The 22,947-nt window shown below is 72.5% G+C and carries 19 protein-coding genes; 7 read left to right on the plus strand and 12 right to left on the minus strand.

Annotated features, from left to right (window positions below; all coding sequences use genetic code 11):
- Positions 1-6: 6 nt before the first annotated feature.
- Complete coding sequence (locus ACH4TG_RS14785; RefSeq protein WP_398242637.1) at positions 7-867, plus strand: heavy metal-binding domain-containing protein; 861 nt, start codon at positions 7-9, stop codon at positions 865-867.
- Between the two features lie 49 nt (positions 868-916).
- The gene (locus ACH4TG_RS14790; protein WP_398242638.1) at positions 917-1,354 is read left to right on the plus strand and encodes a hypothetical protein; all 438 of its coding nucleotides are present in this window, start codon (positions 917-919) and stop codon (positions 1,352-1,354) included.
- 33 nt (positions 1,355-1,387) lie between these two features.
- Here ACH4TG_RS14790 and ACH4TG_RS14795 read toward each other — a convergent pair whose 3' ends face one another.
- Both ACH4TG_RS14795 and ACH4TG_RS14800 read right to left on the minus strand, forming a co-directional pair.
- A complete protein-coding gene (locus ACH4TG_RS14795) occupies positions 1,388-2,863 on the minus strand; it encodes a catalase (protein ID WP_398242639.1) in 1,476 nt (491 codons plus the stop codon).
- Positions 2,864-2,946: 83 nt separating this feature from the next.
- A complete protein-coding gene (locus tag ACH4TG_RS14800) occupies positions 2,947-3,585 on the minus strand; it encodes an HD domain-containing protein (protein ID WP_398242640.1) in 639 nt (212 codons plus the stop codon).
- Between the two features lie 105 nt (positions 3,586-3,690).
- Here ACH4TG_RS14800 and ACH4TG_RS14805 point away from each other — a divergent pair, with 105 nt between their 5' ends.
- Entirely contained in the window at positions 3,691-4,677 is a 987-nt protein-coding gene (locus ACH4TG_RS14805; RefSeq protein ID WP_398242641.1) for a GlxA family transcriptional regulator, read from the plus strand.
- 251 nt (positions 4,678-4,928) lie between these two features.
- Positions 4,929-6,005 carry a potassium channel family protein gene (locus tag ACH4TG_RS14810; protein ID WP_398242642.1) on the plus strand — a complete coding sequence of 359 codons (1,077 nt, stop codon included), beginning with the start codon at positions 4,929-4,931 and terminating at the stop codon, positions 6,003-6,005.
- Between the two features lie 66 nt (positions 6,006-6,071).
- On the opposite strand, the gene ACH4TG_RS14815 is transcribed toward ACH4TG_RS14810, so the two are convergent.
- From ACH4TG_RS14815 to ACH4TG_RS14845, 7 genes are all read right to left on the minus strand, one after another.
- Positions 6,072-6,914, minus strand: a complete 843-nt coding sequence (locus ACH4TG_RS14815) for an NAD-dependent epimerase/dehydratase family protein (protein ID WP_398242643.1) — start codon at positions 6,912-6,914, stop codon at positions 6,072-6,074.
- 44 nt (positions 6,915-6,958) lie between these two features.
- Complete coding sequence (locus ACH4TG_RS14820) at positions 6,959-9,190, minus strand: FAD-dependent oxidoreductase (RefSeq protein WP_398242644.1); 2,232 nt, start codon at positions 9,188-9,190, stop codon at positions 6,959-6,961.
- Positions 9,187-11,538, minus strand: coding sequence for a hypothetical protein (locus ACH4TG_RS14825; RefSeq protein WP_398242645.1), 2,352 nt, complete (start codon positions 11,536-11,538; stop codon positions 9,187-9,189). Before ACH4TG_RS14825 ends, ACH4TG_RS14820 begins: the two co-directional genes overlap by 4 nt.
- Before the next feature lie 62 nt (positions 11,539-11,600).
- Positions 11,601-12,476, minus strand: a complete 876-nt coding sequence (locus ACH4TG_RS14830; protein WP_398242646.1) for a carbohydrate ABC transporter permease — start codon at positions 12,474-12,476, stop codon at positions 11,601-11,603.
- Entirely contained in the window at positions 12,473-13,429 is a 957-nt protein-coding gene (locus ACH4TG_RS14835) for a carbohydrate ABC transporter permease (RefSeq protein WP_398242647.1), read from the minus strand. The genes ACH4TG_RS14830 and ACH4TG_RS14835 overlap by 4 nt, the downstream gene beginning before the upstream one ends.
- 6 nt (positions 13,430-13,435) lie before the next feature.
- A complete protein-coding gene (locus ACH4TG_RS14840) occupies positions 13,436-14,815 on the minus strand; it encodes an ABC transporter substrate-binding protein (RefSeq protein ID WP_398242648.1) in 1,380 nt (459 codons plus the stop codon).
- 90 nt (positions 14,816-14,905) lie between these two features.
- The gene (locus ACH4TG_RS14845; RefSeq protein ID WP_398242649.1) at positions 14,906-15,886 is read right to left on the minus strand and encodes a LacI family DNA-binding transcriptional regulator; all 981 of its coding nucleotides are present in this window, start codon (positions 15,884-15,886) and stop codon (positions 14,906-14,908) included.
- 202 nt (positions 15,887-16,088) lie between these two features.
- On the opposite strand from ACH4TG_RS14845, the gene ACH4TG_RS14850 reads away from it, so the two are divergent.
- Both ACH4TG_RS14850 and ACH4TG_RS14855 read left to right on the plus strand, forming a co-directional pair.
- Positions 16,089-17,231, plus strand: coding sequence for a mandelate racemase/muconate lactonizing enzyme family protein (locus ACH4TG_RS14850; RefSeq protein WP_398242650.1), 1,143 nt, complete (start codon positions 16,089-16,091; stop codon positions 17,229-17,231).
- A 113-nt stretch (positions 17,232-17,344) separates the two neighbouring features.
- On the plus strand, positions 17,345-18,379 hold the full coding sequence (locus tag ACH4TG_RS14855) for a GDSL-type esterase/lipase family protein (protein ID WP_398242651.1): 1,035 nt from the start codon (positions 17,345-17,347) through the stop codon (positions 18,377-18,379).
- Positions 18,380-18,415: 36 nt separating this feature from the next.
- On the opposite strand, the gene ACH4TG_RS14860 is transcribed toward ACH4TG_RS14855, so the two are convergent.
- Positions 18,416-19,288 carry an aldo/keto reductase family oxidoreductase gene (locus ACH4TG_RS14860; protein WP_398242652.1) on the minus strand — a complete coding sequence of 291 codons (873 nt, stop codon included), beginning with the start codon at positions 19,286-19,288 and terminating at the stop codon, positions 18,416-18,418.
- Positions 19,289-19,497: 209 nt separating this feature from the next.
- On the opposite strand from ACH4TG_RS14860, the gene ACH4TG_RS14865 reads away from it, so the two are divergent.
- Positions 19,498-20,361 (plus strand): LysR family transcriptional regulator, encoded by an 864-nt coding sequence (locus ACH4TG_RS14865; RefSeq protein ID WP_398242653.1) that lies wholly within the window; start codon positions 19,498-19,500, stop codon positions 20,359-20,361.
- A gap of 87 nt (positions 20,362-20,448) precedes the next feature.
- On the opposite strand, the gene ACH4TG_RS14870 is transcribed toward ACH4TG_RS14865, so the two are convergent.
- Entirely contained in the window at positions 20,449-21,768 is a 1,320-nt protein-coding gene (locus tag ACH4TG_RS14870) for a copper amine oxidase (protein WP_398242654.1), read from the minus strand.
- Positions 21,769-21,788: 20 nt separating this feature from the next.
- The gene (locus tag ACH4TG_RS14875) at positions 21,789-22,616 is read right to left on the minus strand and encodes a Tat pathway signal sequence domain protein (protein WP_398242655.1); all 828 of its coding nucleotides are present in this window, start codon (positions 22,614-22,616) and stop codon (positions 21,789-21,791) included.
- Between the last annotated feature and the right edge of the window lie 331 nt (positions 22,617-22,947).

Raw genomic sequence — 22,947 nt, forward strand, 5'->3', positions numbered from 1 at the left:
CCGTTCATGACCGTCTTCAACTCCGCGGACGGCACGTCCGACGGCGTGCCGGCCCAGGGCGTGCCGGCCGACGCGATGCGGCGGCTGGCCGAACTCCAGCCGGGCCGGCCGGGGTCGATCTTCACCAGCGACCTGTCGGTCAACGAGTTCCTGCTCGTGCGCGAGGCGGGCTTCCGGCCCATCGGCCTCGTCCTGGGCAGCTCGATCTACCACGTGGGCATCCAGCTGGGCCGCTGGGGGAAGAACCAGGAGCTGACCACGCTCAGCCAGGCGATGTACCACGCCCGCGAGTTGGCGATGACCCGCATGGAGGCGGAGGCGGCGCAGCTGGGCGCGGACGGCATCGTCGGCGTCCGGCTGAGCGTGGAGGCCCGCGAGTTCGGCAACGACATCGCGGAGTTCATCGCGATCGGGACGGCGGTCAAGGCCGACCACCCGGCGCCGGGCGGCAACGGCGGCAGCTGGCGCAACCGCAAGGGCCAGCCGTTCACCTCCGACCTCAACGGCCAGGACTTCTGGACGCTGATCCGCGCCGGGTACGCCCCGCTGGGCATGGTGATGGGCACCTGCGTCTACCACATCGCGCACCGGCGCATGGGGCAGATGCTGTCCAACATCGGCCAGAACGTGGAGATCGAGCAGTTCACGCAGGCGCTGTACGACGCGCGGGAGCTGGCGATGGAGCGGATGCAGCACGAGGCGGAGGAGCTTCAGGCGGAGGGCGTCGTCGGCGTGCAGCTCAACGCCCACAACCACCGCTGGGGTGGGCACACCACCGAGTTCTTCGCGATCGGCACCGCCGTGCGGCCGCTGCGTGACGACCATGTCATCGAGCGCCCGGCGATGGTCCTCAGCCTGGACGGCTGACCGCCCTGCCCGCCAAGCCCGGAGCAACCACCCCACGGGAGACGCCACGATGACCTCGCCCCACGATCCCCCGGCGTTCCAGGCCGGCGGGGACGCCGCCTCGATCGACCTGCTGACCGCCGCGCTGCGCAGGGACGCCGCGGATCTGGACGTCTACGCCCAGGTGCTGACGACGACGCTGGCCGAGGCGCTGCCGCCGGACTCCGTCACCGTGGTGCGCAAGCGCAGCATGTCGGACCGGCTCGCCGGCCGCGAGGGCCGGGTCGAGCGGGTCGAGGTCGTCCTCGACGAGCACCGCCTCGTCCTCGACCTGGCGGGCGGCCGCCCGAAGGGCCAGGTCTGCAAGGAGGTCCGCGGAGTCGTCCTCTCGCGCCGCCCGGTGGCCCTCGACGAGTGGGTCCGCACCCTCGCGGTCGCGGTCGCCACCCGCGCCGGCTCCGACGCCCGGGCCCGGGCGGCGCTGGAGCGGCTGGTCCTCGGCGAGTGAGCCGGCCGACGCTCCGCCGCCGGGTGCGTGGAGCTACCGGCCGCGGCGCTGCTTCACCGCTGTCGCGAGGAGGTCGCCGAGGCCGGCGTCCGCGCGGCGGAAGTTCCGGACGGCCCGCTCGACGATGTCGTCGCGGTCGGCCGAGACGGCCGCGATGCTGCCGGCCAGGTTGGTGACCAGGCGCTCCTGCTCGTCCGGCGGCATCAGCCGGTAGAGGTTCCCGGCCTGGACGAAGTCGTCGTCCTCGCGGTGCGGCGGGGCGGCGTGGTTGCCGGTGGGGCCGGAGACCCGCGTGGCCGCCCACAGCGGCTGGCCGGTCTCGGCGGGGCCACCGGAGCTGTTGGGTTCGTAGTTCGCGGCGCCGGCGTGGCGTCCGTCGTACAGGCGGCCGTCGCGGCCGTAGGTGCGCGCCTCGGTGGCGTGGGGGCGGTTGACCGGGAGCTGGTCGGCGTTGACGCCGACCCGGTAGCGGTGCGCGTCGCCGTACGCGAAGAGGCGGCCCTGGAGCATCTTGTCCGGGGACGGGCCGATGCCGGGCACGAAGTGCGCGGGAGAGAACGCCGACTGCTCGACCTCGGCGAAGACGTTCTCGGGGTTGCGGTCCAGTTCCAGGCGGCCGATCTCGATCAGCGGGTGGTCGGCGTGCGGCCAGACCTTGGTCAGGTCGAACGGGTTGAAGCGGATGCCCGCGGCCTCGGCGGCGGGGATGATCTGCACCCGCACCGTCCAGCTCGGGTACTCACCGCGCTCGATGGCCTCCCGCAGGTCCCGCTGGTGGCTGTCGGGGTCCCGGCCGGCGAGGACGGCGGCCTCCTCGGAGGTGAGGGTCGCGATGCCCTGGTCGGTAGTGAAGTGGTACTTGACCCAGAACGCCTCGCCGGCCGCGTTGTTCCACTGGTAGGTGTGGGAGCCGTAGCCGTTCATGTGGCGGTAGGAGGCGGGGATGCCGCGGTCGCCGAAGAGCCAGACGACCTGGTGGGTCGTCTCCGGGCTCAGCCCGAAGAAGTCCCAGACGTTGTCCGGCTCCTGGGACCCGGTGTACGGGTCGCGCTTCTGCGTGTGGATGAAGTCGGGGAACTTGCTCGGGTCCTTGATGAAGAAGACGGGCGTGTTGTTGCCGACGAGGTCGTAGTTCCCCTCCTCGGTGTAGAACTTGAGCGAGAAGCCGCGCGGGTCGCGCACCGCGTCCGCCGCGCCCAGGTTTCCCGCCACGGTGGAGAAGCGCGCGAACACCTCGGTCTCCTTGCCCACTCGGGACAGGAAGGCGGCCCGGGTCCACCGGCTGACGTCGCGGGTCGCGGTGAACGTGCCGTACGCGCCGGCACCCCGCGCGTGCACGATCCGCTCCGGGATCCGCTCGCGGTTGAACCGGGCGAGTTTCTCGAAGAGTTGCTGGTCCTGCACGAGCAGCGGCCCGCCCGGGCCCGCCGTCTCGGTGTGCTGGTTGTCCCCGACGGGTGCGCCGGTCTCGGTGGTGAGCGGGGAACGCCGGTCGTCCTGGGTTGCCATGGTGCGCCTTGTCCTTGTCCGGAGGGGCTCGCTGGGTGGAAGGGGGTCGATGAGCCGGCGGTGCGCCGGGGCGGCCGGCCGCGTCACTCCGGCCAGGCGGAGTTCTTGATCACCTCGACGAAGTCGCCGCGTACGAAGCCGGGCGCGAAGTGCGCCAGCACGTCCGCCTTGACGTTGCCGAAGGTCGTGCCCGGGCGGTCCTGGATGCCCTCGGTGAAGGCGGCGAGGATCCGGTTCTTGAAGTCCGGGCGCGGGTGGGCGGCCACCACGGCGGCGCGCTGCTCCGCCGCGACGGCGTCGTAGCCGATGCCGAGGACGTCCAGCTCCACGCCGCGGGTGACCAGGGCGATCTCCGGGGCCATGTGCAGCGGGATCTCGGGGGTGGTGTGCAGGGCGATGCCCGTCCACACCCGCGTCGCCGGCTCGCCGGTGACGCCGTGGGCGTGCAGGAACCGCCGGGCCTCGTCGGCGCCGTCGATCTCGAAGCGCTGGTCGGTGCGGCGGAACCGCTCGGTGAGCCCGAGGTCGTGGAACATCGCGCCCACGTAGAGCAGTTCGGGGTCGAAGTCGAGACCCTGCTCGCGTCCCCGCAGCGAGCCCCACAGGTAGACCCGCCGGGAGTGGTCGAACAGCAGCGGCGACGCGGCCTCCCGGACCAGCTCGGTTGCCTCCTTCGCCAGGGCGCTGTCCGGAATGCGCACGTCCGCGATCGTCTCGCTCATGGTTCCTCCACGTCTGCTCGCCGGTCTGGCGGTGTGCCTCCACAGTGGTCGGACGGCCTACCCTGGTGCCATGTCCTCACAGCCACACACCCCACAGATCCGGACATGACCGCGATGGCCGGACCGCACCGCAGGGTCGCCTTCGTGGTCTTCGACGGGGTGACGATGCTCGACGTCACCGGCCCGTCGGAGGTGCTGCACCAGGCGGGCCGCCTCGCTCCGCCCTACGAGGTCCTGCTGGTCTCACCGCGCGGCGGCCCGGTCACCACGTCCCCGGGGATCACGCTGAGCGGGACCGTCCCCGCGTCGGAGGCCGGTCCGCTGCACACGCTCGTGGTCGCCGGCGGTGACCGCCTGGCCCGGCAGCCGGTGGAGCGGGAGCTGCTGGACGCGGTCGCCACGCTCAGCGGGCATGCCGAGCGGGTCGCCTCGGTATGCACCGGCGCGTTCGTCCTCGCGGAACTCAGCCTGCTGGACGGCCGGCGCGCGACGACGCACTGGCGCCACGCCGGGACGCTGGCCCGCCGCTACCCGAGAGTGCGCGTGGAGTCCGACGCCATCCATGTGCGCGACGGACGGTACGTCACCTCGGCGGGCATCAGCGCCGGGATCGACCTGACCCTCGCCCTGGTGGAGGAGGACCACGGAGCCGGCGTGGCCAGGGAGGTCGCCCGCGAACTGGTGGTCTTCATGCAGCGGCCCGGCGGGCAGTCCCAGTTCTCCACCGCGCTGGACACCCCGCCCGCGCGCAGCACCCTGCTGCGTGCGCTGGTCGCCGAGGTGCTCTCCGATCCGGCCGCCGACCACGGGATGGACGCGATGGCGGCCCGCGCGGCCGTCAGCCCGCGCCATCTGACCCGCCTCTTCCGCGCCGAGCTGGGCACCACACCGGCACGCTGGCTCGAACGCGTCCGCCTCGACCGCGCGCAGCAGCTGCTCATCGAAGGGCACAGCGTCACCCTGGCCGCGCAGGCCAGCGGCCTGGGCAGCGACGAGACCCTGCGACGGGTCTTCGCCCGCCATCTGGGCACCACCCCCACCGAGTTCCGCAGCCGCTTCACGACCACCGGCACGGCGGCCGCCTCGGGATAGCCGTCCCCGGGCGACGCTGCGGCAGACGGCAACGGAGCTCGGGTGACGATGGCCGGCGGGAAGCTGCACCTCGGCGCGGGCTCGCAGGCCCCGGGCGCGCCGTCGACGTTCACCAGGGCGGGGTGACCCGGCTCCCCCTCCCCCACGGCCCGGCTCGTCGTCACGGCCCCTGGCCGGGACCGGGCGGACCCGCTTGACCCAGGTGGGTGGGTGCGGTCGCCGCCGCCCGGGCGCTCGGGGACACTCGGGACGTGGCGGAGGCGGTGGACGGCGACTACGGGGAGGGAGAGGCACGGGCATGGGTGCGCATGCCGTACCGCGTGCGCGGGCCGGTGCGGACCATCCTCGGCCGGCTGGCCGTGGCGCTGGCCCTCATCGTGGTGGCCGCCTGCGTGGTCTACGTCGGACGCGCCGGCTACAGCGACTCCACCGGGCGGCCGGTCAACTGGCTGACCAGCTTCTACTACGCGGTGGTGACGCTGACCACCATCGGCTACGGCGACGTCGTGCCGGTGAGCGGGCGGGCCCGCCTGGTCAACACGCTGGTGATCACGCCGCTGCGGCTCGGCTTCCTGCTGGTCCTGGTCGGCACCACCTTCCGCGCGCTGACCGAGCGCACCCGCCGCGAGTGGCGCGAGCAGTCCTGGAGGCGCAAGGTGCACGACCACACCGTCGTCATCGGCTACGGGACCACGGGACGCGCGGCCGTCGCGACCCTGCGGGCGCGTGGTGGCCGGCCGCGCCGCATCGTCGCGATCGACCTCGACCCGGCGGCGGTGGGCGACGCCAACCGGCACGGCCTGGTCGGGATCGTCGGCGACGGCACCGGCAGCGACGTCCTGGCGCGGGCGGAACTCGGCAAGGCCCGGCACGTGCTGATCGCCACGTCGCGGGACGACACGGCCGTGCTGGCCGCGCTCACCGCCCGCCGGATGAACCCGTCCGCGGTCATCACCGCCTCCGTCAACCGCTCGGAGAACGTCCCGCTGCTGCGCGAGGGCGGGGCGGACAACGTCATCACGTCCTCCGAGACGGCCGGCCACCTGCTCGGTGTGGCCGCGCTCAGCCCGGCCGTCGGGACGGTGCTGGAGGATCTGCTGTCGGTGGGGCTCGGCCTGGAGGTGGCCGAGCGGGCGCCGGACGCGACCGAGGTCGGCAAGGGCACGGAGCACGTCCGCGAACCCCTGCTCGCCGTGGTGCGCGACGGGCGCCCGTTGCGCTACTGCGACCCGCAGATCGGCCCGATCCGCAGCGCCGACCGCCTCATCGTCGCCCGCGAGGCACCCGCCTCCGACGGCGGCGCACGGCCGCGCCAGCCGGCCGGCTGACCGCCGCCGCGGACCCGGCCGCTCCGCCGGCTTCGTCACGCGGCGCCGGAGCCCTCCGCCCCGCCCTCACAGCAGGTGGCGCGCCCGGAACCCCAGCAGCCGCTCCGCCGCGGACAGATCGACCGGCGCCTGGCGCCCGGGGATCGGGCGGCGCAGCGGGGTGCCCGGATGGTAGCGCGCCAGGAGCTCCTCCGTCGGGTGCGGGACGAGGGTCTCGGGGGCGCACAGGTAGGCCGTGTGGGCGCCCTGGTCCCGGACGGACAGGGCCGCGAGCGCGGCCCGCGCCGCGTCGCGGACCTCCAGGTACGTCCACAGTTCGCGGGCGCCCTTGGCCGGGTCCGCGGTGACCTCCGCCGCGTGCGCGCGGAGCCGTTCGTCGAAGCCGCCGACGTAGGGGTAGCGCAGGCACACCACGGTCATCGAGTGCCGGCGCGCCATGGCGGTCGCGGTCGCCTCGTCGACCTGCTTGGACAGACCGTACGGGTCCGCGACCTGCGAGGGCATCGCCTCGTCCACCGGGACGTACGGAGGGTGCGGGTCCTCCACCGCGGTCCAGGGCAGGCCCGTGACGCCCCACGAACTGGCCAGCGCCGCGCGGCGGATGCCCGCGCGGCCGGCCTCCTCCAGGACCGTGAAGGTGGACAGCGTGTTGACCGCGAAGACCTCGCGTGCCGGGTGCCGCAGCGGTGTGGGGATGGCCGCGAGGTGGACCACCGCGTCCGCGCCGGCCAGCGCCTGCCGCACGGTGGCGGGGTCGGCGGCGTCGCCCGTCACCACCAGGCGCGCGGGCAGGTCGCCGGGGTCGTCCAGCACCAGGGCGTTGACCTCGACTCCCTCCTCGGCGCACAGCGCGAGCACCGCGCGCCCGATGCGCCCCGCGGCACCGGTGACCATGACCCTGGCGACCATCCCACACCTCTCGTCACGACCGGGCGGACGCCCGGTCCCCGTTCCTACGCGCCCTGCTCCGGCCGGTACGCGCGCACCGCGACGACATGCGCGGACGGTGCCCCGTTGGTCGCCTCGGCGACGACGCGCAGCGCCGAGGTGCGCAGCGGCCCGGGCGTGGTGTGCACCAGCCGGCGGCGGCGGTTGTCCGTGCCGCCTGCCACGCGCTGCCAGCTGCCGTCGTCGCCGAGCGACTCGATCCGGTAGTCCCGCAGCAGGGTCGGCAGCGTGTCGAACGGGGTCCTGTGGTGGTGCAGGTTGATCAGGTCCTCGTTCACGTCGTCGTCCAGCAGCAGCTCGATCCGGCCGATCTCCACGGGCTCGGGCCAGTCCAGCCGCAGCCAGGGCGCGTCGTCGCCGGGCGACGACACCCACATGTGCGGGCCGCCGTGCGGCCGGGCGTATCCGTCGACCGCCTTCCCGGGCGCGTACGCGCGGGTGGGCCCGGTGCGCAGGCAGTAGCTGCGCCGCAGCAGCCCCGCGTCGGACCACTCGCGCAGCAGTTGCGGCGCCTCGTCCTGCGGGCGCAGCGGGACCCGGGTGAAGCTCAGCATCCCCGGGGTGGGCGCGTCGGAGGCGTACAGGGCCAGGTCGGGGTCGGCCCGTACGACGACGAACGCGTTGCGGGGGGTGTCCGGGGTCCAGTCGAGCCCGGTGTCGACCCACTGCTTGGAGCCGGCCGGGACGGGAACGGTCGCCGTGCCCACCAGCTTCCGCGGCACGTAGTTCTGCCCCAGCTCGGGGTCGAACAGCTCGACGACCAGCTCCGTGTCCGCCTCGGCGTCCACGAGGAGCGAGAGCCCGGTGAGCGACGGGTCGACCGGCAGCAGCAGGCCCGCGTCCGCGGTCAGCGGCCACCGCTCGGCGGGGGTCTCGACCGACAGCGCGGCCAGCTCCGACGACGCGCCGGCACGGGCGGTCCGTGCCAGGTCCGCCGGGTCGTCGGCCGCCAGGCCCAGCACCGACGCGTCCTCGCGGAGCAGCGTGCGCTGGAGCTCCGCCACGTCCACCTCGCGCGGGCTGACGCCGTGCGCGGCGCACAGCGCCGCGGCGGTGCCGGCGGCCTGGCCGAGGGTGGCGCAGGTGGCCATCACCCGGGTGGAGCCGAAGGCGACGTGGCTGGCGGAGATGTCGCGTCCCGCGAAGAGCAGGTTGGCGGTGTTCACGGAGTACAGGCACCGGTACGGGATGTGGTAAGTGCCGTCCGCGTAGCGCTGCTTGGCGCCGGCCTCGGTGGCGTACATGCCCTGCGGCGGGTGCAGGTCGATGGACCAGCCGCCGAAGGCGACCCGGTCGGCGAACTCCGTCTGGCCGATGATGTCGTGCTGGGTGAGGACGTGATCGCCGAGGAAGCGGCGGTACTCGCGCTTGCCCGGCACCGATCCGACCCACTCCAGGGTCATGGTCTCGGCGTCGAACCGGCCGGAGTTCTTGATGTGGTCCCAGATGCCGTAGATCACCGACCAGAGCTCGTCGCGGATGCGCTCGTTGTCGTGGACGGTGTCCAGCTCGCCGCCGAACTCGATCCACCAGTAGGCGCAGCCGTTGTCGCCGGCCTTGATGATGCGCCGCTCGGGGATCGACGTCGTGGTGATGTCCTTGGCGAAGGCCGGGGGGACGTACTTGACGGGGTGGCCCACGTCCTTGGTGTAGAAGAGCAGCGTGGAGCCGAGGGTGATGTCGTCGGCCGTCTCCGGTGCCCACGGCTCGCCGTACTCCTCCCGCGACTCCCGGCCGATCCGGTGCCGGGCGCCGGCCAGCGCGCCGATCAGGCCGTCGCCGGTGCAGTCGAGGTAGAGCGCGGACTCGAAGCGGATACGGCGCTCCGAGCCCATCATCCAGCCGGTCACGGAGGTGATGCGGCGCTCGTCCTCCGGGCCCTCGGCCTCGACCTCGCGGACGTCGGTGTTGAGGTAGAGGGTGATGTTGGGTTCGGCCCGGACCGCGTCGAGCACGACCGTGTCCCAGTAGTAGGGGTTGCCGTCGGGGTTGCGGTACTGGTTCTCGACCAGCAGCTCGCCCATGATGCCGCCCTCGCGGGCGTAGTGGTTCTTTCCGTGGCCGGTGGCCCCGACCACCCAGACGCGGACCTCGCTGGACGAGTTGCCCCCGAGTACCGGGCGGTTGTTGACCAGGGCCACGGTGCTGCCCAGCCGGGCGGCGGCTATGGCCGCGTTGATCCCGGCGAGTCCGCCGCCGATGACCGTCAGGTCGTGGGTCGCTGTTTCGTTCCTCATCGCGCCGTCTGCTCTCCCTTGATCGGTGCGGCGGTCGCCGCGTGCGGGAGGACGACGCCCTCCGGCGCGTCGGTCAACCCGTAGTACACCCGCGGTGCGCCGTCGAGACGCACTCTGACATGGTTGCCCTGGGCGGTCAGCACGGACTCCTGCCCGATGCAGTCCAGTACGCGGACGGCGCCGCCGGACTTCGCGGTCGTGAGCAGCACGTCGGTCTTCGTCGGCCACGGGTCCACCCACGGCTCGGGGGTGGCGTACCAGGGGTCGGTGCCGTGGTCGGCGTTGAGGATGTAGCCGTCCTTGCGGGTCCACAGGATCGACACCGGCCCGTCGGGGGTCGAGAAGAGGAGTCCCCTGACCTCGTCGTCGGTGAACGACAGCCAGCGGACGAAGGTGGCCTGGTCGAGCACCCGCGCCGCCGTGGCGTACGCCAGCAGGGACGGCTTGAGGGAGGTGTCACGGTTGGTCAGGCCGTGGTGGAACTCGGCGTTGGACGGGTCGGCCTCCTGCGGGTGGTTGATGGTGGAGTCGTGCAGCTGGTACCAGTTGACGCCGCGCACCCCTTCGGACTTGGCGAGCGCGAGTTGCAGCAGCACGTTCTCGGCGGCGGTCCGGTAGGTGTCGGACCACCAGACGTTGGGCTTGGTGGGTGCGTACGCCTCGGTCAGCCACAGTTCCTTGCCGCCGCCGTACTCGTCGACGATCTGGCGGGCCTTGCGCAGCGCGCCGAGGAAGTTCCAGTAGCTGCCGCTGGACCCTTGCGTCCACTCCTCGGGCGGCGGGGCGTAGTCGGGGGCGAAGTTGCCGCGCCCGGGGTGGAAGGCGAAGACGTCGATGAGGTCCCAGCCGCCGGCGTTCCGGAAGTTCTCCGCCCACACGTAGTCCATGCCGCCGAGTCCGGCGTTCATCACCTTCATCGAGGAGCCCGCCGCGGCCAGCCGGTCGGTGACCTGCTTCAGCCCGTCGCTGACGTACGCGTCGGCGCCGCGGCCGGACATCCAGGGCTGGTTGACCTCGTTCGACACCTCGAAGTACGCGGCGCGGGCGTCGAGCGCCTTCGCCACGGCTGTGTCGGCCCACGCGGCGATCTGGTCGGCGGAGCTGCCGACCGGGATGCCGCTCAACTCGACGTTGTGGCCGATGCCGTGGGCGTCGAGGGTGGCGGTGTCGATCCCGGGGGCGCCCGCGTAGGCGATGCGGATCCACTTGATGCCGAGGGTCCTCAGCAGGCCGAGGACGGCGTCCCTGCTGGGCTGGAGCAGCCAGGGGTAGTTGGCGAGGCCGAACATCGAGTCGGCGCCGGCCCGGTAGTCGAAGTCGGGGAGCCCGCCGAGATTGGTGCGGGCCAGTGCCCGGTCGTCGCCCGAGACCGCCTCGACCTCGGTGAAGACGATGCCCTGCTTCGGCGCGGGCAGGGTGAAGGAGGTGTCCCAGCCGGAGCCGGCGGCCAGTTCCTGCGTCGTGCTCCCGCTGCCCACCACCCGTCCCGCGAAGTCGCGCGCCGACCAGGTCAGCGTCACGGACTTCGCCGCCGGACCGCCGTTGACCACCTGGGTGTTGACCGTCATGGGCTGTCCGGCCGCCTGGTAGAGGTTGAACGGCTGGTCGGTCCACACCTCCACGCCCAGCGGCCGGCCGGCGGCGATCGTTCCCGCGGCGCGCGGGCGCAGCCCCCCGAGGACGAAGTCCGCCTCGCAGACCGCGGTGCCGGTGCCGGTCGCGGTTCCGGGGGCGTGGACCCAGGTGGCGTTGGTGTAGCTCGCGTTGCTGGTCGCCAGGCAGAAGGATCCCTTGGTCTGCGGCCAGGTCTCGGTGTAGGCGCGGCCCGCGTCGACCTCGTACGGGATGCCGCCGCGGCTGTCGCGCTCCCAGACGGTCAGCGCCTCGTAGGACTCCGCGGCGCTGGTGCCGTACAGGGTGCGGGCGAACATGAACCCGGTCGGGAGCAGCGTCGCCGAGCCGCCGACCTCCCACTTCAGATGGGCCTTGTACGAGGTGACGTTGAAGGTGCCGCGGACGGTGACGCCGGGCGCGGCGGAACCCATGGCGTAGGTGATCCGCACGGCCTGGCGCCCGTCCGGAAGCGTGATCAGGGCGGGTGTGCCGCCGAAGGTGCGCTGCTGGCCGTACTGGCTGTCCTTGATCATGAAGTGCGGGAGCAGTACCCGGTCGGCGCCCGAGCCGTCCCGGATCAGCAGGCTGCCGTCGGCGTTGCCGACGAGCGTGATGCCCTCGGCGGAGACGGTGACGGGTTCGGCGGCGTGTGCGGCGGTCGTCGTGCCGACGGCGGTGACGAGGCTTGCCGCGGCTGCGCCCTGGACGAAACGGCGGCGCGGGAATCCGGACATGGCGGTGCCTTTCTCTTGTCCCGGAAGAGGAAGGAGCGAAAGGAGCGTGGAGGGGCGGGTGTTCAGCCCTTGACGCCGGTGAAGCCGAGACCGGCGACGATGTACTTCTGGCAGACGACGAACACCAGCACCGGCGGCGCGACGGCCATCACCATCGCGGCGATCAGCTGGTCCTGCGGTGCCTGGTTGGCGAGTTGGGAGAGCGTGACGCTGATGGGCTGCTTGGCCGGGTCGGTGAGCGCGACGAGCGGCCAGACGAAGTCCTTCCACGCGTGCATGACCGACAGCAGGCTGATCACCGCCAGCACCGGACGGCTCATCGGCAGCACGATCCGGGTGAGCAACTGGCGGGTGGACGCGCCGTCGACGCGGGCCGCGTCGAAGAGCTCCCTCGGCAGGGCGTCGAAGAACTGCTTGGCGAGCAGCACGGTGAAGGCGTTGGTGCCCGCGGGCAGCCAGATCGCCCAGTAGGTGTCGCCCAGGTCGAGGTGGAGGATCGGCACGTCGATCACGGTCAGGAAGAGGCTGACCATGTTGACGCTGTACGGCACGAACATCGTGGCAAGGATCGCGCCGTAGACGACGTTGCCGAACTTCGGCCGCAGCACGGACAGGGCGAACCCGGCCGTGGTCGAGACGAAGAGCTGCACGATCCAGCAACCGCCCACGATCAGCGCCGTGTTGAGCAGCGAGCGGCCGATGCCCAGATCGGTGTACGCGGAGGAGAAGTTGCCGAACCGCGGGTTGTCCGGCCACAGGGCGAGCGGTTTCGAGGTCAGCTGGGTCGGCGTGGACACCGCGCCCTTGACCATCCAGAACAGCGGCCCGATGCCGGCCACCAGCAGTCCCAGCAGCGTGACCGCCTGCAGGGTGCGGACCGCGGCCCGGGAGGCGGGGCGCTGCCGGTCGAGGGCGAGGAACGTCGGCGAGGCCGTCATGACTTGCTCCAGCTGCGGGTGGCCCGCAGATAGACCGCGGAGAGCGCGGCGAGGACGAGCACCATCAGGAGGGTGAGCGCGGCCGCCTGGCCGTACTCGCCGTCCTGGAAGGCGTATCGGAAGATCAGCAGCAGCACGGTGAGCGTGGCGTTGTTGGGGCCGCCGCCGGTGAAGACGTACGGCTCGGTGAACACCTGGACCGTGCCGATCAGCTGCACCAGCAGCATCAGGCCGATGACCGGCCGCAGTTGCGGCAGCATCACGTGCCAGATGCGCCGCCACACGCTCGCGCCGTCCATCTCGGCCGCCTCGTACAGCTCGCCGGGGATCCCGGCCATGGCGGCGAGGTAGATGAGCACCGCGCCGCCCATGCCGGCCCAGGTGGACTCCAGCACCAGCGAGAACATCGCGCTGTGCGGGGAGTCCAGCCACGGATAGGGGCCGAGGCCGATCGTGCCCAGGGCGTTGTTGAACAGACCGGCGCCCGGGTCGTAGAACCACTTCCACAGCAGGATCGCCACGACCGGCGGGATGACCACCGGCAGGTAGGCCAGGAAGCGGTAGACGCCCGCGCCGCGCCGCACCGTCGACATCACCGAGGCCAGGACGATCGGCAGCGGGAAGCCGATGAGCAGGGCGAGCCCCACGAACACCGCGGTGTTCGAGACGGCCGTGCCGAGCAGCGGATCGTCGAACACGGCGCGGAAGTTGTCCAGGCCGACCCAGGTCGGGGGGTTGACGAGGTCGTTGTGCTGGAAGCTCATCAGCAGGCCGCGGACGATCGGCCACCATGCGAAGAGGCCGAAGATCACCAGCGCGGGGACGAGGAACAGCCAGGCGGTCAGCTGCCGGCGGGTACCGGTGCCGCGGCCGGACGGGCGCCGCTTCGTGCGCGCCCCGGGCGGGGTGGCTTCCACACCGGCGGTGCTCGGGGGGTGCGTCAGTGCGCTCATCGGATGCTACTTCTGGTCGGTGGCGAGCTTGGCGTCGACTTCCTTGGCGGCCTTGGAGAGCAGGGCGTCGATGTCGGCGTTGCGTTCGGTGAGGACGGACTGGACGACCGAGTCCAGGGCCGTGTAGACGGTCTGCGCCTCGAACGGCGGCTCGGGCTTGAGCTCCAGCTTGCCCAGGCCGTCGGTGTAGGGCTGGAAGTTCTCCAGCTTGACGTTGACGTACGGCTTGATGGCCGCGTTGATCGCGGTCTGCCGCTGGGCGTCGAAGACCGGCAGCGTCGGTACGCCCACCGCCGCCTTGGGGTCGGCGGCCAGGTCCTTGGCGGCCTGCGCGGCGGCCGTGGTGTCGTACTGCGGCTGGGCGTAGGCGTAGATCAGCCACTTGACCGCCGCCTGGGCGTGCTTGGCGTCGACCGACTTGGGAACCATGTAGACGTCGCCGCCGATGAGCGTGGCGCTGCCGCCGGACTGGGGCATCGGCCCGATGCCGAAGGCGTCGATGTTCTCCATGCCGAACTGCATCTTCGCCAGCCGGTAGGTGCCCGGGCTGCCCATGTACATCCCGACCTGGCCCGCGGCGAACGCCTTGATGACGTCGTTCTGGTTGACGAGCTGGTTGCGACCCATCGAGTCGTCGCTCCAGCGCATGTCCTTCAGCAGCTGCAGGGACTGCTTGGTGGGGGCGGAGTCGAAGGCGGTGGTGTAGGTGCCGCCGCTGTCACGCTCCATGTCGCCGCCGTGGGCGTAGCTGAGCATCGTCAGCTGCCAGCCGCCCTGGTTGTCCTTGGACTCCTGGACGAAGCCCGCCTTGCCGGTCCTGGAGCTGATCTGCTTCGCGTCCGAGCGGACCTCCTCCCAGGTCGTGGGCGGCTTGTCCGGGTCGAGTCCTGCCTGCTTGAAGAGGTCGCGGTTGTAGACCAGGCCCTGCGCGTACGGGTTCTGCGGGACGCCGTACACGCCCCCCGCGGCGTCCGACAGGGGCTTGAGCACCTGCGGGTTGAACTCCTTGAAGTGGTCCCACTCCTTCAGGCGGCCGGTGATCGGCTGCACCTGGCCCTGGGCGATCAGCCGCTGCGGCTCGGTGAGCGGGACCTTGATGACGTCCTCGACGCTGCCGCCGGCGAGCTTGGCGGAGAAGGTCAGCGGGTCGAAGACCGTGGTGGAGCCCTGGATCTTGACGTCGGGGTTGGCCTTCTCGAACTCCGCGACCTGCTTGTCGAACTGGGCGAGACCCGCCTTGTCGGTGCCCGGCGGCATGCCCTGCACGCGCAGCACGGTCTTTCCCCCGCCGTCGCCGCCGGACTTGCCGGGGGTGACGGAGGAGCACGCGGTGGCCGCGGTCGCCGACAGGGTGGCGATGGCTCCGATGGCCGTGGCTCTGAGCACTCTTCGGGATATACGGAACATTTCATCTCCAGAGGGGCGTGCGGGATCGATGCGGGTGTCGTGCGGGGTGTGCGACGCGGAGCGGGCCGGCTACCGGGGCGCAGGACCGGTGGAGGCGCGGGGAACGAGTCGCGAGCCGACCTCGACCAGGGAGACCGGACCGCCGCCGCCCTTGCCGGCGATGGTGTCGATCAGCAGATCGCCGGCCTGGCGGGCCAGTTCCTCGGGGTCGATCCGGATCGTGGACAGGCTCGGAGTGGACACCGAGGCGAGCAGCGTGTCGTCGATGCCGATCACGCTGACCTGGTCGGGTACGGAGATGCCCAGTTTGGCGAGCTGGTGCAGGACCCCCAGGGCCACCAGGTCGTTGTGGGCGACGACCGCCGTGGCCCCGTGCGCCGCGACCAGGGTCGCGGCGTGCACGCCGGTCTCGAACCGCGGCTCGTAGGGGCCCAGTTCGACTAGCGAGAGGTCGAGGGCCTCGAAGGACTCCTGGATGGACTTGCCGCGGCTGAGCTCGGCCCGCGAGGCGTTGACGAACACGCAGCGCCGGTGGCCGTAGGCCCGCAGGTGCTCAGCGGCCTGGTGGATCCCGGCCTCCAGCGAGATGTGCAGCTCGGGGATGCCGGGCACATGACGGTTCACCAGCACCAGCGGCATCTGGCTGTTCAGCTCGCGCAGCCGCTCCTCGCCGAGCGTCGAGGCCCACAGGATCAGGCCGTCCACCTTCTTGGAGACGGCCGCGATCGTCTCCAGCTCGTCGGCCTCCCGCTCGTCGCTGTCGGCGACCAGCACCGTGTAGCCCTGGCGCCGGGCGCGGGCCTGCATCGCCTTGACGATCGGCGGGAAGAACGGGTTCGCGATGTCCGGGATGATCAGCCCCAGGGAGTTGGTGCCGGCGCCGCGCAGCGACCGGGCAGCCGGGTTCGGCGCGTAACCGAGCTTGGCCGCCGCCTCCATGATCCGCTGCCGGGTGGCCGCCTGGACCTGGTCCGGCGAGATGAAGGCGCGGGACACCGTCGACACGGAGACCCCCGCGGCGCTGGCGACTTCCCTGATGGTGACTGCCACGTGGTGGCCTCTCGGGTCGAAGGTGCGGCGAATGGACCGAAGCTTTGCGAACGTTCCCGCGAGCGTCAAGAGCGTTGCATCGAAAAAAATGCAGAACATGAACGGGTCTTGCCGTGGCGGCCGGCGTGCGGCGATGATGCTCCGCGAACGATTCTCAGAATCTCGGGAACGTTCTCATCGTCCATCGGCCCTGAGGAGTCCCATGAAGATCACCGGCCTCGAAGTGCTCACTCTCCCGGACCACGGCGACAGCATGATGCTGGTGGCCGTGGACACGGACGAGGGCATCCACGGGCTCGGCGAGGTCGGCATACGCTCGCGGCAGAGAGCCGTCGCCGGCGGCCTGGAGCACCTGGCCGAGCTGCTCGTGGGCGAGGATCCGGCGCGGATCGAGCACTTGTGGCAAGTGATGTTCCGGCGTGGCTTCTTCCCCGCCGACCGCTTCCTCTCCGCCGCCATCGCCGCGGTGGACGTGGCGTTGTGGGACATCCGCGGCAAGGCCCTCGGGGTGCCGGTGCACGAACTGCTCGGCGGCCGCGTGCGGGACCACGTGCCGGCGTACGTCCACGTCGGCGACGGCTACCACGACCGCGAGCGGTTCCTCGACCGGTGCCGGTCGCTGGTCGCCGAGGGCTGGCGCCATCTGCGGTTCTCGACCGTGCACGACGAGGACGGCATCCTCGACCCCCGGCGCTGCCTGCGCGACACCGTGGACCTCTTCCACCAGGTCCGCGACACCGTCGGCGACAGCGTGGAGCTGATCCTCGACGTCCACACCCGCCTCGACCCGCCGGAGGCCGTCACCCTGTGCCGGGAGATCGAAGCCGCCCGGCCCTACTTCGTCGAGGACGCGCTGCGCAGCGAGAACCCCGACAGCTACCGGATGCTGCGGGCGCGTACCGGGGTGCCGCTGGCCGCGGGCGAGCAGTTCGGTTCCAAGTGGGAGTTCCGGCAGCTCATCGAGGAGGAGCTGATCGACTACGCCCGCGTCGACGTGGGCGTGGTGGCGGGCCTGACGGAGGCCAGGAAGATCGCCGCCATGGCCGAGACGCACTACATCCGGCTCGCCACGCACAACCCGCTGGGCCCGGTCACGGCCGCCTCCTCCCTCCAGCTCAACCTGGCCTGCTCCAACGTCGCCATCCAGGAGCACCAGACGGAGCCGGACGGCGTCCTGGCCGAGCTGTTCACCGTCCGCCCCACCGTGCTGCCGGGCCGGATCGAGCGCAGCACGGTCCCGGGCATCGGGGTGGACATCGACCGCAAGGAAGCCCGGCGCTACCAGGCCGTGGCCGACGAGCGGCCCCATCTGCGCACCCCTGACGGCGCGTTCACCAACTGGTGACCGCACCACGGGCGACCCGGCCGCGGGTGAGCGCCGCGTAGGCGCAACCGCCGTGTCCCGCACGCCCGCACCGCGCAACCCGCGCGGGATGTCGACGGATCGGAGAGTGGACCATGGAGCACAGACGAAGCCTGCGCGTGACGCCGGGCGACGCGCCGGGCGTCTGGCGCGGATGCGTCGCGTGGACTCCGGTGGGTTCCGCCTGGCAGCCGTGGCGCCTGCCGCCCGCCCGCCTCGACACCGCGTTCGCCCCGGCTCTGGGCCGGATCGCCCGGATGGCGGCCGGGGTGCGCGCGGCGGTCCGTACCGACGCCAGGAAGCTGACCCTCGAGATCACGGCGGCCGACAACCGGGTCTCGCCGCTGGACGTCCTGGTCGACGGCGTGCTGTGGGCACGGCGGCCGCAGCACGCCGGCTCGAACGTGCACCGGGTGCGTCTGCCGGCCGGGACCAAGGACGTCGAGGTGTGGCTGCCGCAGTTCGGCGAGATCACCGTCGGGCCGCTGACCCTGGACGGCACGCTGGACCCGCCGGCCGCACCGGAACCCCGGCCGCGCTGGATCACCTACGGCAGCTCCCTCACCCACTGCGACGCCGCCCCCGGGCCGAGCGAGACCTGGCCGGCGCTGGTGGCACGCGGCCTCGGCTGGGACCTCACCTGCCTGGGGGTGGCCGGCCAGTGCCACATGGACACGGTGGCCGCGCAGACGATCGCCGAGGCCGAGGCAGACTTCGTCTCGCTGTGCCTCGGCATCAACATCTACGGGGTGGCGAGCTACGGTCCGCGGACGCTGCCCGGGCGGGTCGCCGCGTTCATCGGCGCCATCCGCGAGCGGCATCCGCGGACGCCCCTCGCGGTGATCTCGCCGATCGTCTCCCCGGCGCGCGAGGACAGGCCCAACGCCGCCGGCATGACCCTGGCCAACGTCCGGGACACGGTGGCCTCGGTCGCCGGTGCGCTCCAGCGGCTCGGCGACCGCCACCTCCGGGTGATCGACGGCCGCACCGTCCTGGGCGCGCGGGACGCCGGGCTCCTGCCCGACGGCCTGCACCCCGGCCCGGAGGGCTACCGGCTGATGGCCGAGCGCCTCACCGGGCCGCTGCGCGAGGCGGCGGCGAGCCGGCCCGGCGCGGCGGCGCCCGGCTGAGCCGCGCAGGCCGGAAGGCCGGGCCGGGCCGCGGTGCTAGCCGCCGATCCTGTCCAGCTCGGCGAGGTCCGCGTCGGACAGCGGGAGTCCCGCGCCCGCGACGTTCTCCCGCAGGTGCGCCACCGACGAAGTGCCGGGAATGAGCAGGATGTTGGGCGACCGCCGCAGCAGCCAGGCCAGGGCCACCGACATCGGCGTCGCGTCCAGCCGGGCGGCCACGGCGGACAGCGCCGTGGACTGCAGCGGGGTGAAGCCGCCGAGCGGGAAGAAGGGCACGTAGGCGATGCCCTTGGCGGCGAGGTCGTCGATCAGCTCGTCGTCCTGGCGGTGGGCGAGGTTGTACAGGTTCTGCACGCACACGATCGGCGCGATCGCCTGCGCCTCGGCGACCTGTTCCGCCGTCACGTTGCTCACGCCGAGGTGCCGGATCAGGCCCTGCCGTTGGAGCTCCACGAGGGCCTCGAAGGGCTCGGCGAGCGAGCCGGGCCGGGGCCCCTGGGCGTCGCCGAGGCGGAGGTTGACCACGTCGAGCGCGTCGAGGCCGAGGTCCTCGAGGTTCTCCTGGACGGCCCGGCGCAGTTCCCCGGGCCGCCGGGCGGGGGGCCAGCCGCCCTGCTCGTCGCGCACCGCGCCGACCTTCGTCACGATGTGCAGCGACGCGGGATAGGGGTGCAGGGCTTCTCGGATCAACCGGTTGGTGACACGCGGGCCGTACGCACCCGCGGTGTCGACATGGGTGATCCCGAGTCCGGCGGCCTCGCGGAGGACGGCGAGTGCGCCGTCGCGGTCCGCGGGCGGTCCCATCACCCCGGGGCCGGCGAGCTGCATGGCGCCGTAGCCGACGCGGGAGACGGTCAGATCGCCGAGCGTCCAGGTGCCGCCGGGCAGGGACGCGGAGGGTGTGCTCATACCTGTGTCCTTCAGCTGAGGTGGGTACTGCGGAGCGTGGCCCGTCACCGGTGCGCCGTACGCCGACGGCACCGCGTGTCCGCGCGGTTCACCCGCGCGCGCAGCGGTTCGCTCCTGCCGCCGATGGTCGCCCGCGGAGGGGCGGCGCATCCAATACCGGCCCGGTGCCCTGTCATACCCGCCGGGTATCACCGACGTATGCTCGGGCCATGGACACCTTGGAGACCCGCGAGCTGCGGTACTTCATGGCCGTCGCCGAGGAGCTGCACTTCGGCCGCGCCGCCGAGCGCCTCGGCATGGCCCAGCCGCCGCTGTCCCGGGCGATCCAGCAGCTGGAACGCCGGCTCGGCGTCGCCCTGCTCACCCGCAACCGCCGCGGCGTCGCCCTGACCCGCGCCGGGGAGACACTCGTGCACGAGGGCCGCGCGGCCCTCGACGCGACCGAGGCCGCCGCCCGCCGCACCCGGCGCGCCGGCGGCGCCGACGGGCCGGGTGGCCCACGCGACCGCCTCGTGCTGGCGGTGAAGGCCGGCGCGTCCCACGAACTGCTGCACAAGCTCCTCGACGCCTACGCGGCCGAGCCCGGTGCCGCCGAGGTCGAGGTGCTGCCGAGCGGCACGTGCGAGCAGGAGGGGATGCTGCGCGACGGGCGCGCCGACGTGGCGCTGATGCACGCGCCGTTCAACTCCCTCGCCGGGTTCGACAGCGAGGAGCTGATGACCGAGGGGCAGATCGCCGTCCTGCCCGCCGGCCACCCCCTCGCCGCGCGCACGAGCCTTTCCGTGGCGGAGGCCGGCGACATCCCCGGTCTTCCGCTCGCCCGCTGGGCCCGCAACGGCACGTACCCGCCCGGCCCGGGGCCCGAGATCCACGACCAGACGCAACTCGCCCAGCTGATCGCCCTCGGCCGCACGGCGGCCGTCTTCCCCGACTCCGCCCGCGCCTGGCTGTGGGCCGAGCACGCCGCCGTCCCCCTGTCCGACGCGCCGCCCGTGGTCACCCACATCGCCTGGCCCGCGCACAGCCGCTCCCTCGCCCTCGCCGGGCTGGTCCGCACGGCCACCCGGCTGTGACCTGCCCTCGCCTTCCCCTGCGGCGGTGAACGCCGCGCCCCGCCCGGGGACACCGGGCGGGGCGCGGGTCGGGCGGACGGCGACGGGTCAGTGGCCCCGGCCGTCGTTGCCGGCGAGGGCGTCAGGGGTGAGCGGGCTCATCGCGGTGACGTCCCGGGGCACCAGCTGGAAGCCCTGCCAGTGGATGGGCATCGGGGTCTGGTCCTCGTCGCGCGGGATGTGGTGGAAGCCGACGTTGACCCACATCACCGGGTGGGTGAGCGTCTCGCCGTCGACCCACCTGTCGACCGACGTGCCGCGGCCGGCGCACGCGGGATCGCTGTTGCCGCTGGCGAGTTGCTCACAGGCCCGGTACTGGGTGACGTACAGGTCCTTCGAGGTGTAGGCGTGGGCGTCGTAGTGGTCCGAGTGCTGCTGGACGAGTTCCCAGGACCGCGGGTGCTGGTCGCTGTTCCGGCCCGCCGTGGACACCACCCGCCACCAGCGGCGCAGCGCGGAGGTGGCGGCCAGTTCCTTCGTGACGGCGGTCCTGGTCGTCTTCAGGATGGCCGCGCCGCTGCCCCGTCCCGCCTTCCCGGTGTCGTACTGCTCGACCTTGGCCCTGGACGAGCCGTCCAGGTCGAAGTCCAGCCTCCAGAAGACGGAGTGGTAGTGGCTGGTGGCCCGGTCGTGGTTCCCCTTGCCGATCGGCCAGCCGGTGCCCTGGCCGCTGTAGTCGCCGGGCGAGAGGTCGCCGGTGGCGCCGACCTTGGCGGTGACGGTGCCGTCGTCGGAGAAGTTCCACTGGGTCACGTACTCGTACCAGCCCAGCTGGGAGACCGAGAAGACGACGAGGTCGCTGCCCTGCGCGGTGTACCTCTTCGGGTTGCCGTGCGCGTCGGAGTCGTCGTTGCGGTAGGCGTAGCCGTGCGGCGCGGTGGTGACGCACAGCGCCTTGACGTTCCGCTCCTGCTGGGGGATGTACGCCGAACTGATGGCGCCGCCGGGGCACTCGGAGGGACCGATGTCGACGGCGGTGTTGCCGAAGCCGATGTCCGACAGGTCGTTGTACTCCACCGAACCCGAGTCGTAGGGGACGTCGACCTGGGCGAGCGCCGCCGAGGCGAGCACGGTGATCGGCCTGGGCTCCCTTTTCGGCTGGTAGGCGATCTTCTCCAGGACCAGCCCCTTCGTGCCGCTGATCCGCCAGCACATGGTCCATGTGGTGCCGCCGCGCAGCTTCCTGGTGATCGGCCGGGCCGTGCCGCAGGTGGCCGGCGCGGCGGCGGAATCCGTGTGCTCCGTCGCGGCGGGGGCCGTGGGCGGGGCGGCTGCCGCGCTGCCGGTCATGGCCCCGGTGAACAGGGCGGGCAGGAGCAGCAGTGCCGAGGTCGCGCCGAGTGCGCGGCGGGCGTTGGGTATGCGCATGATTGCCGTGGTCTCCGCTCTCAGACGATCCGGCCGACGGTGTGGTCGCTCAGGTCGATGACGTAGTCCGTCGTGTCGATCCAGGGACCGTTCTCCACCTGTGTGAACAGCCGGACGCAGCGGTGGGTCCCGCACTTGTCGAGGCCGGCCGGTGCGGACTGCTCCCCGGTGTTGAAGGACATGCCGCGCAGCCGCAGCTGGCCGGGCGACGTGAGGGTCTGCCCCTTCGTGGCGGCCTTGAAGTCGGTGCGCAGCGCCCGGCCCAGCGGGTCCTCGATGAGCAGCGCGGCCGCGCGCCGCGTCTCGTCCCCGGACGGCGGCGGCTGGACGCCGGTCGCCGTGTCGGTGCGCTCCACCGTCCCCGTAAGGAGGTTGACGGTCTGCTTCACCAGCCGGTCGTGCGCGTAGTCGTAGGACAGCACCTCGACGCGGCGCGGTGTGCCGGCCGTGGCGTCCGGCGCGTCCACCAGGTCGGTGTCGAGGTACTCCGCGCCCTGCGTACCGTCGGCGGCGCGCAGGCCGCGCGGCGCGTGCTGAAGTGCCAGGGACCTGGCCCGGTCGACCTCGGCCTTGGTCAGAGGCCCGATCCCGGTCTGCGGTCCCTGCGGCGCGGCGTTCTCGGTCACGGCGGTGGTGCCCGTGCCGTCCCGTCCCGGCCGTGCCGCCGGCGCGGTGGCGCCCGCGGTGGTGCTGCCGCCGTGCGCCGAGGCTCCCCTCGGCAGCGTGACGGCGATCATGGCGGCGGTGGCCGCGACGGCGAGGCCGGCGCCCCACAGTGCCCTCCTGAGCGTGCGTGCCCTCGCTCCGTCCTGCTTCCCGGAGCGGTGGTCTTCCCCCTGCTCTGTCACCTGTGACTCCCCTGTGAGTGGTGCGGGCACAGAGGCAGATGCGGTCCCGCCCCTCGGGGTTGTCCCGATTTCGTCACACCTGCAGGCCAACAGGCGGGCGGCAGGGCCGCGTTGGGGGTGCGCGGGGTGTCGGGCCCGCGCGGACGCCGGTCAGTCGTGGCTGCACGACGCAGGAGCACGCGAGGAGGCGGACGGCGCCTCCTTCACGCAGGTGCAGCGCCGCGACGCCGGAACTCCGGCCAGGACCTGCCCGACGTGCCTTCCGCAGCCGCGGCAGGTGACCTTGTCGCATTCCGGCAGCCGGCTCGCCGGCACAGGGTGGTCGTCCCTC

The sequence above is a fragment of the Streptomyces sp. NPDC020917 genome (assembly GCF_044333795.1).
Classification (GTDB): domain Bacteria; phylum Actinomycetota; class Actinomycetes; order Streptomycetales; family Streptomycetaceae; genus Actinacidiphila.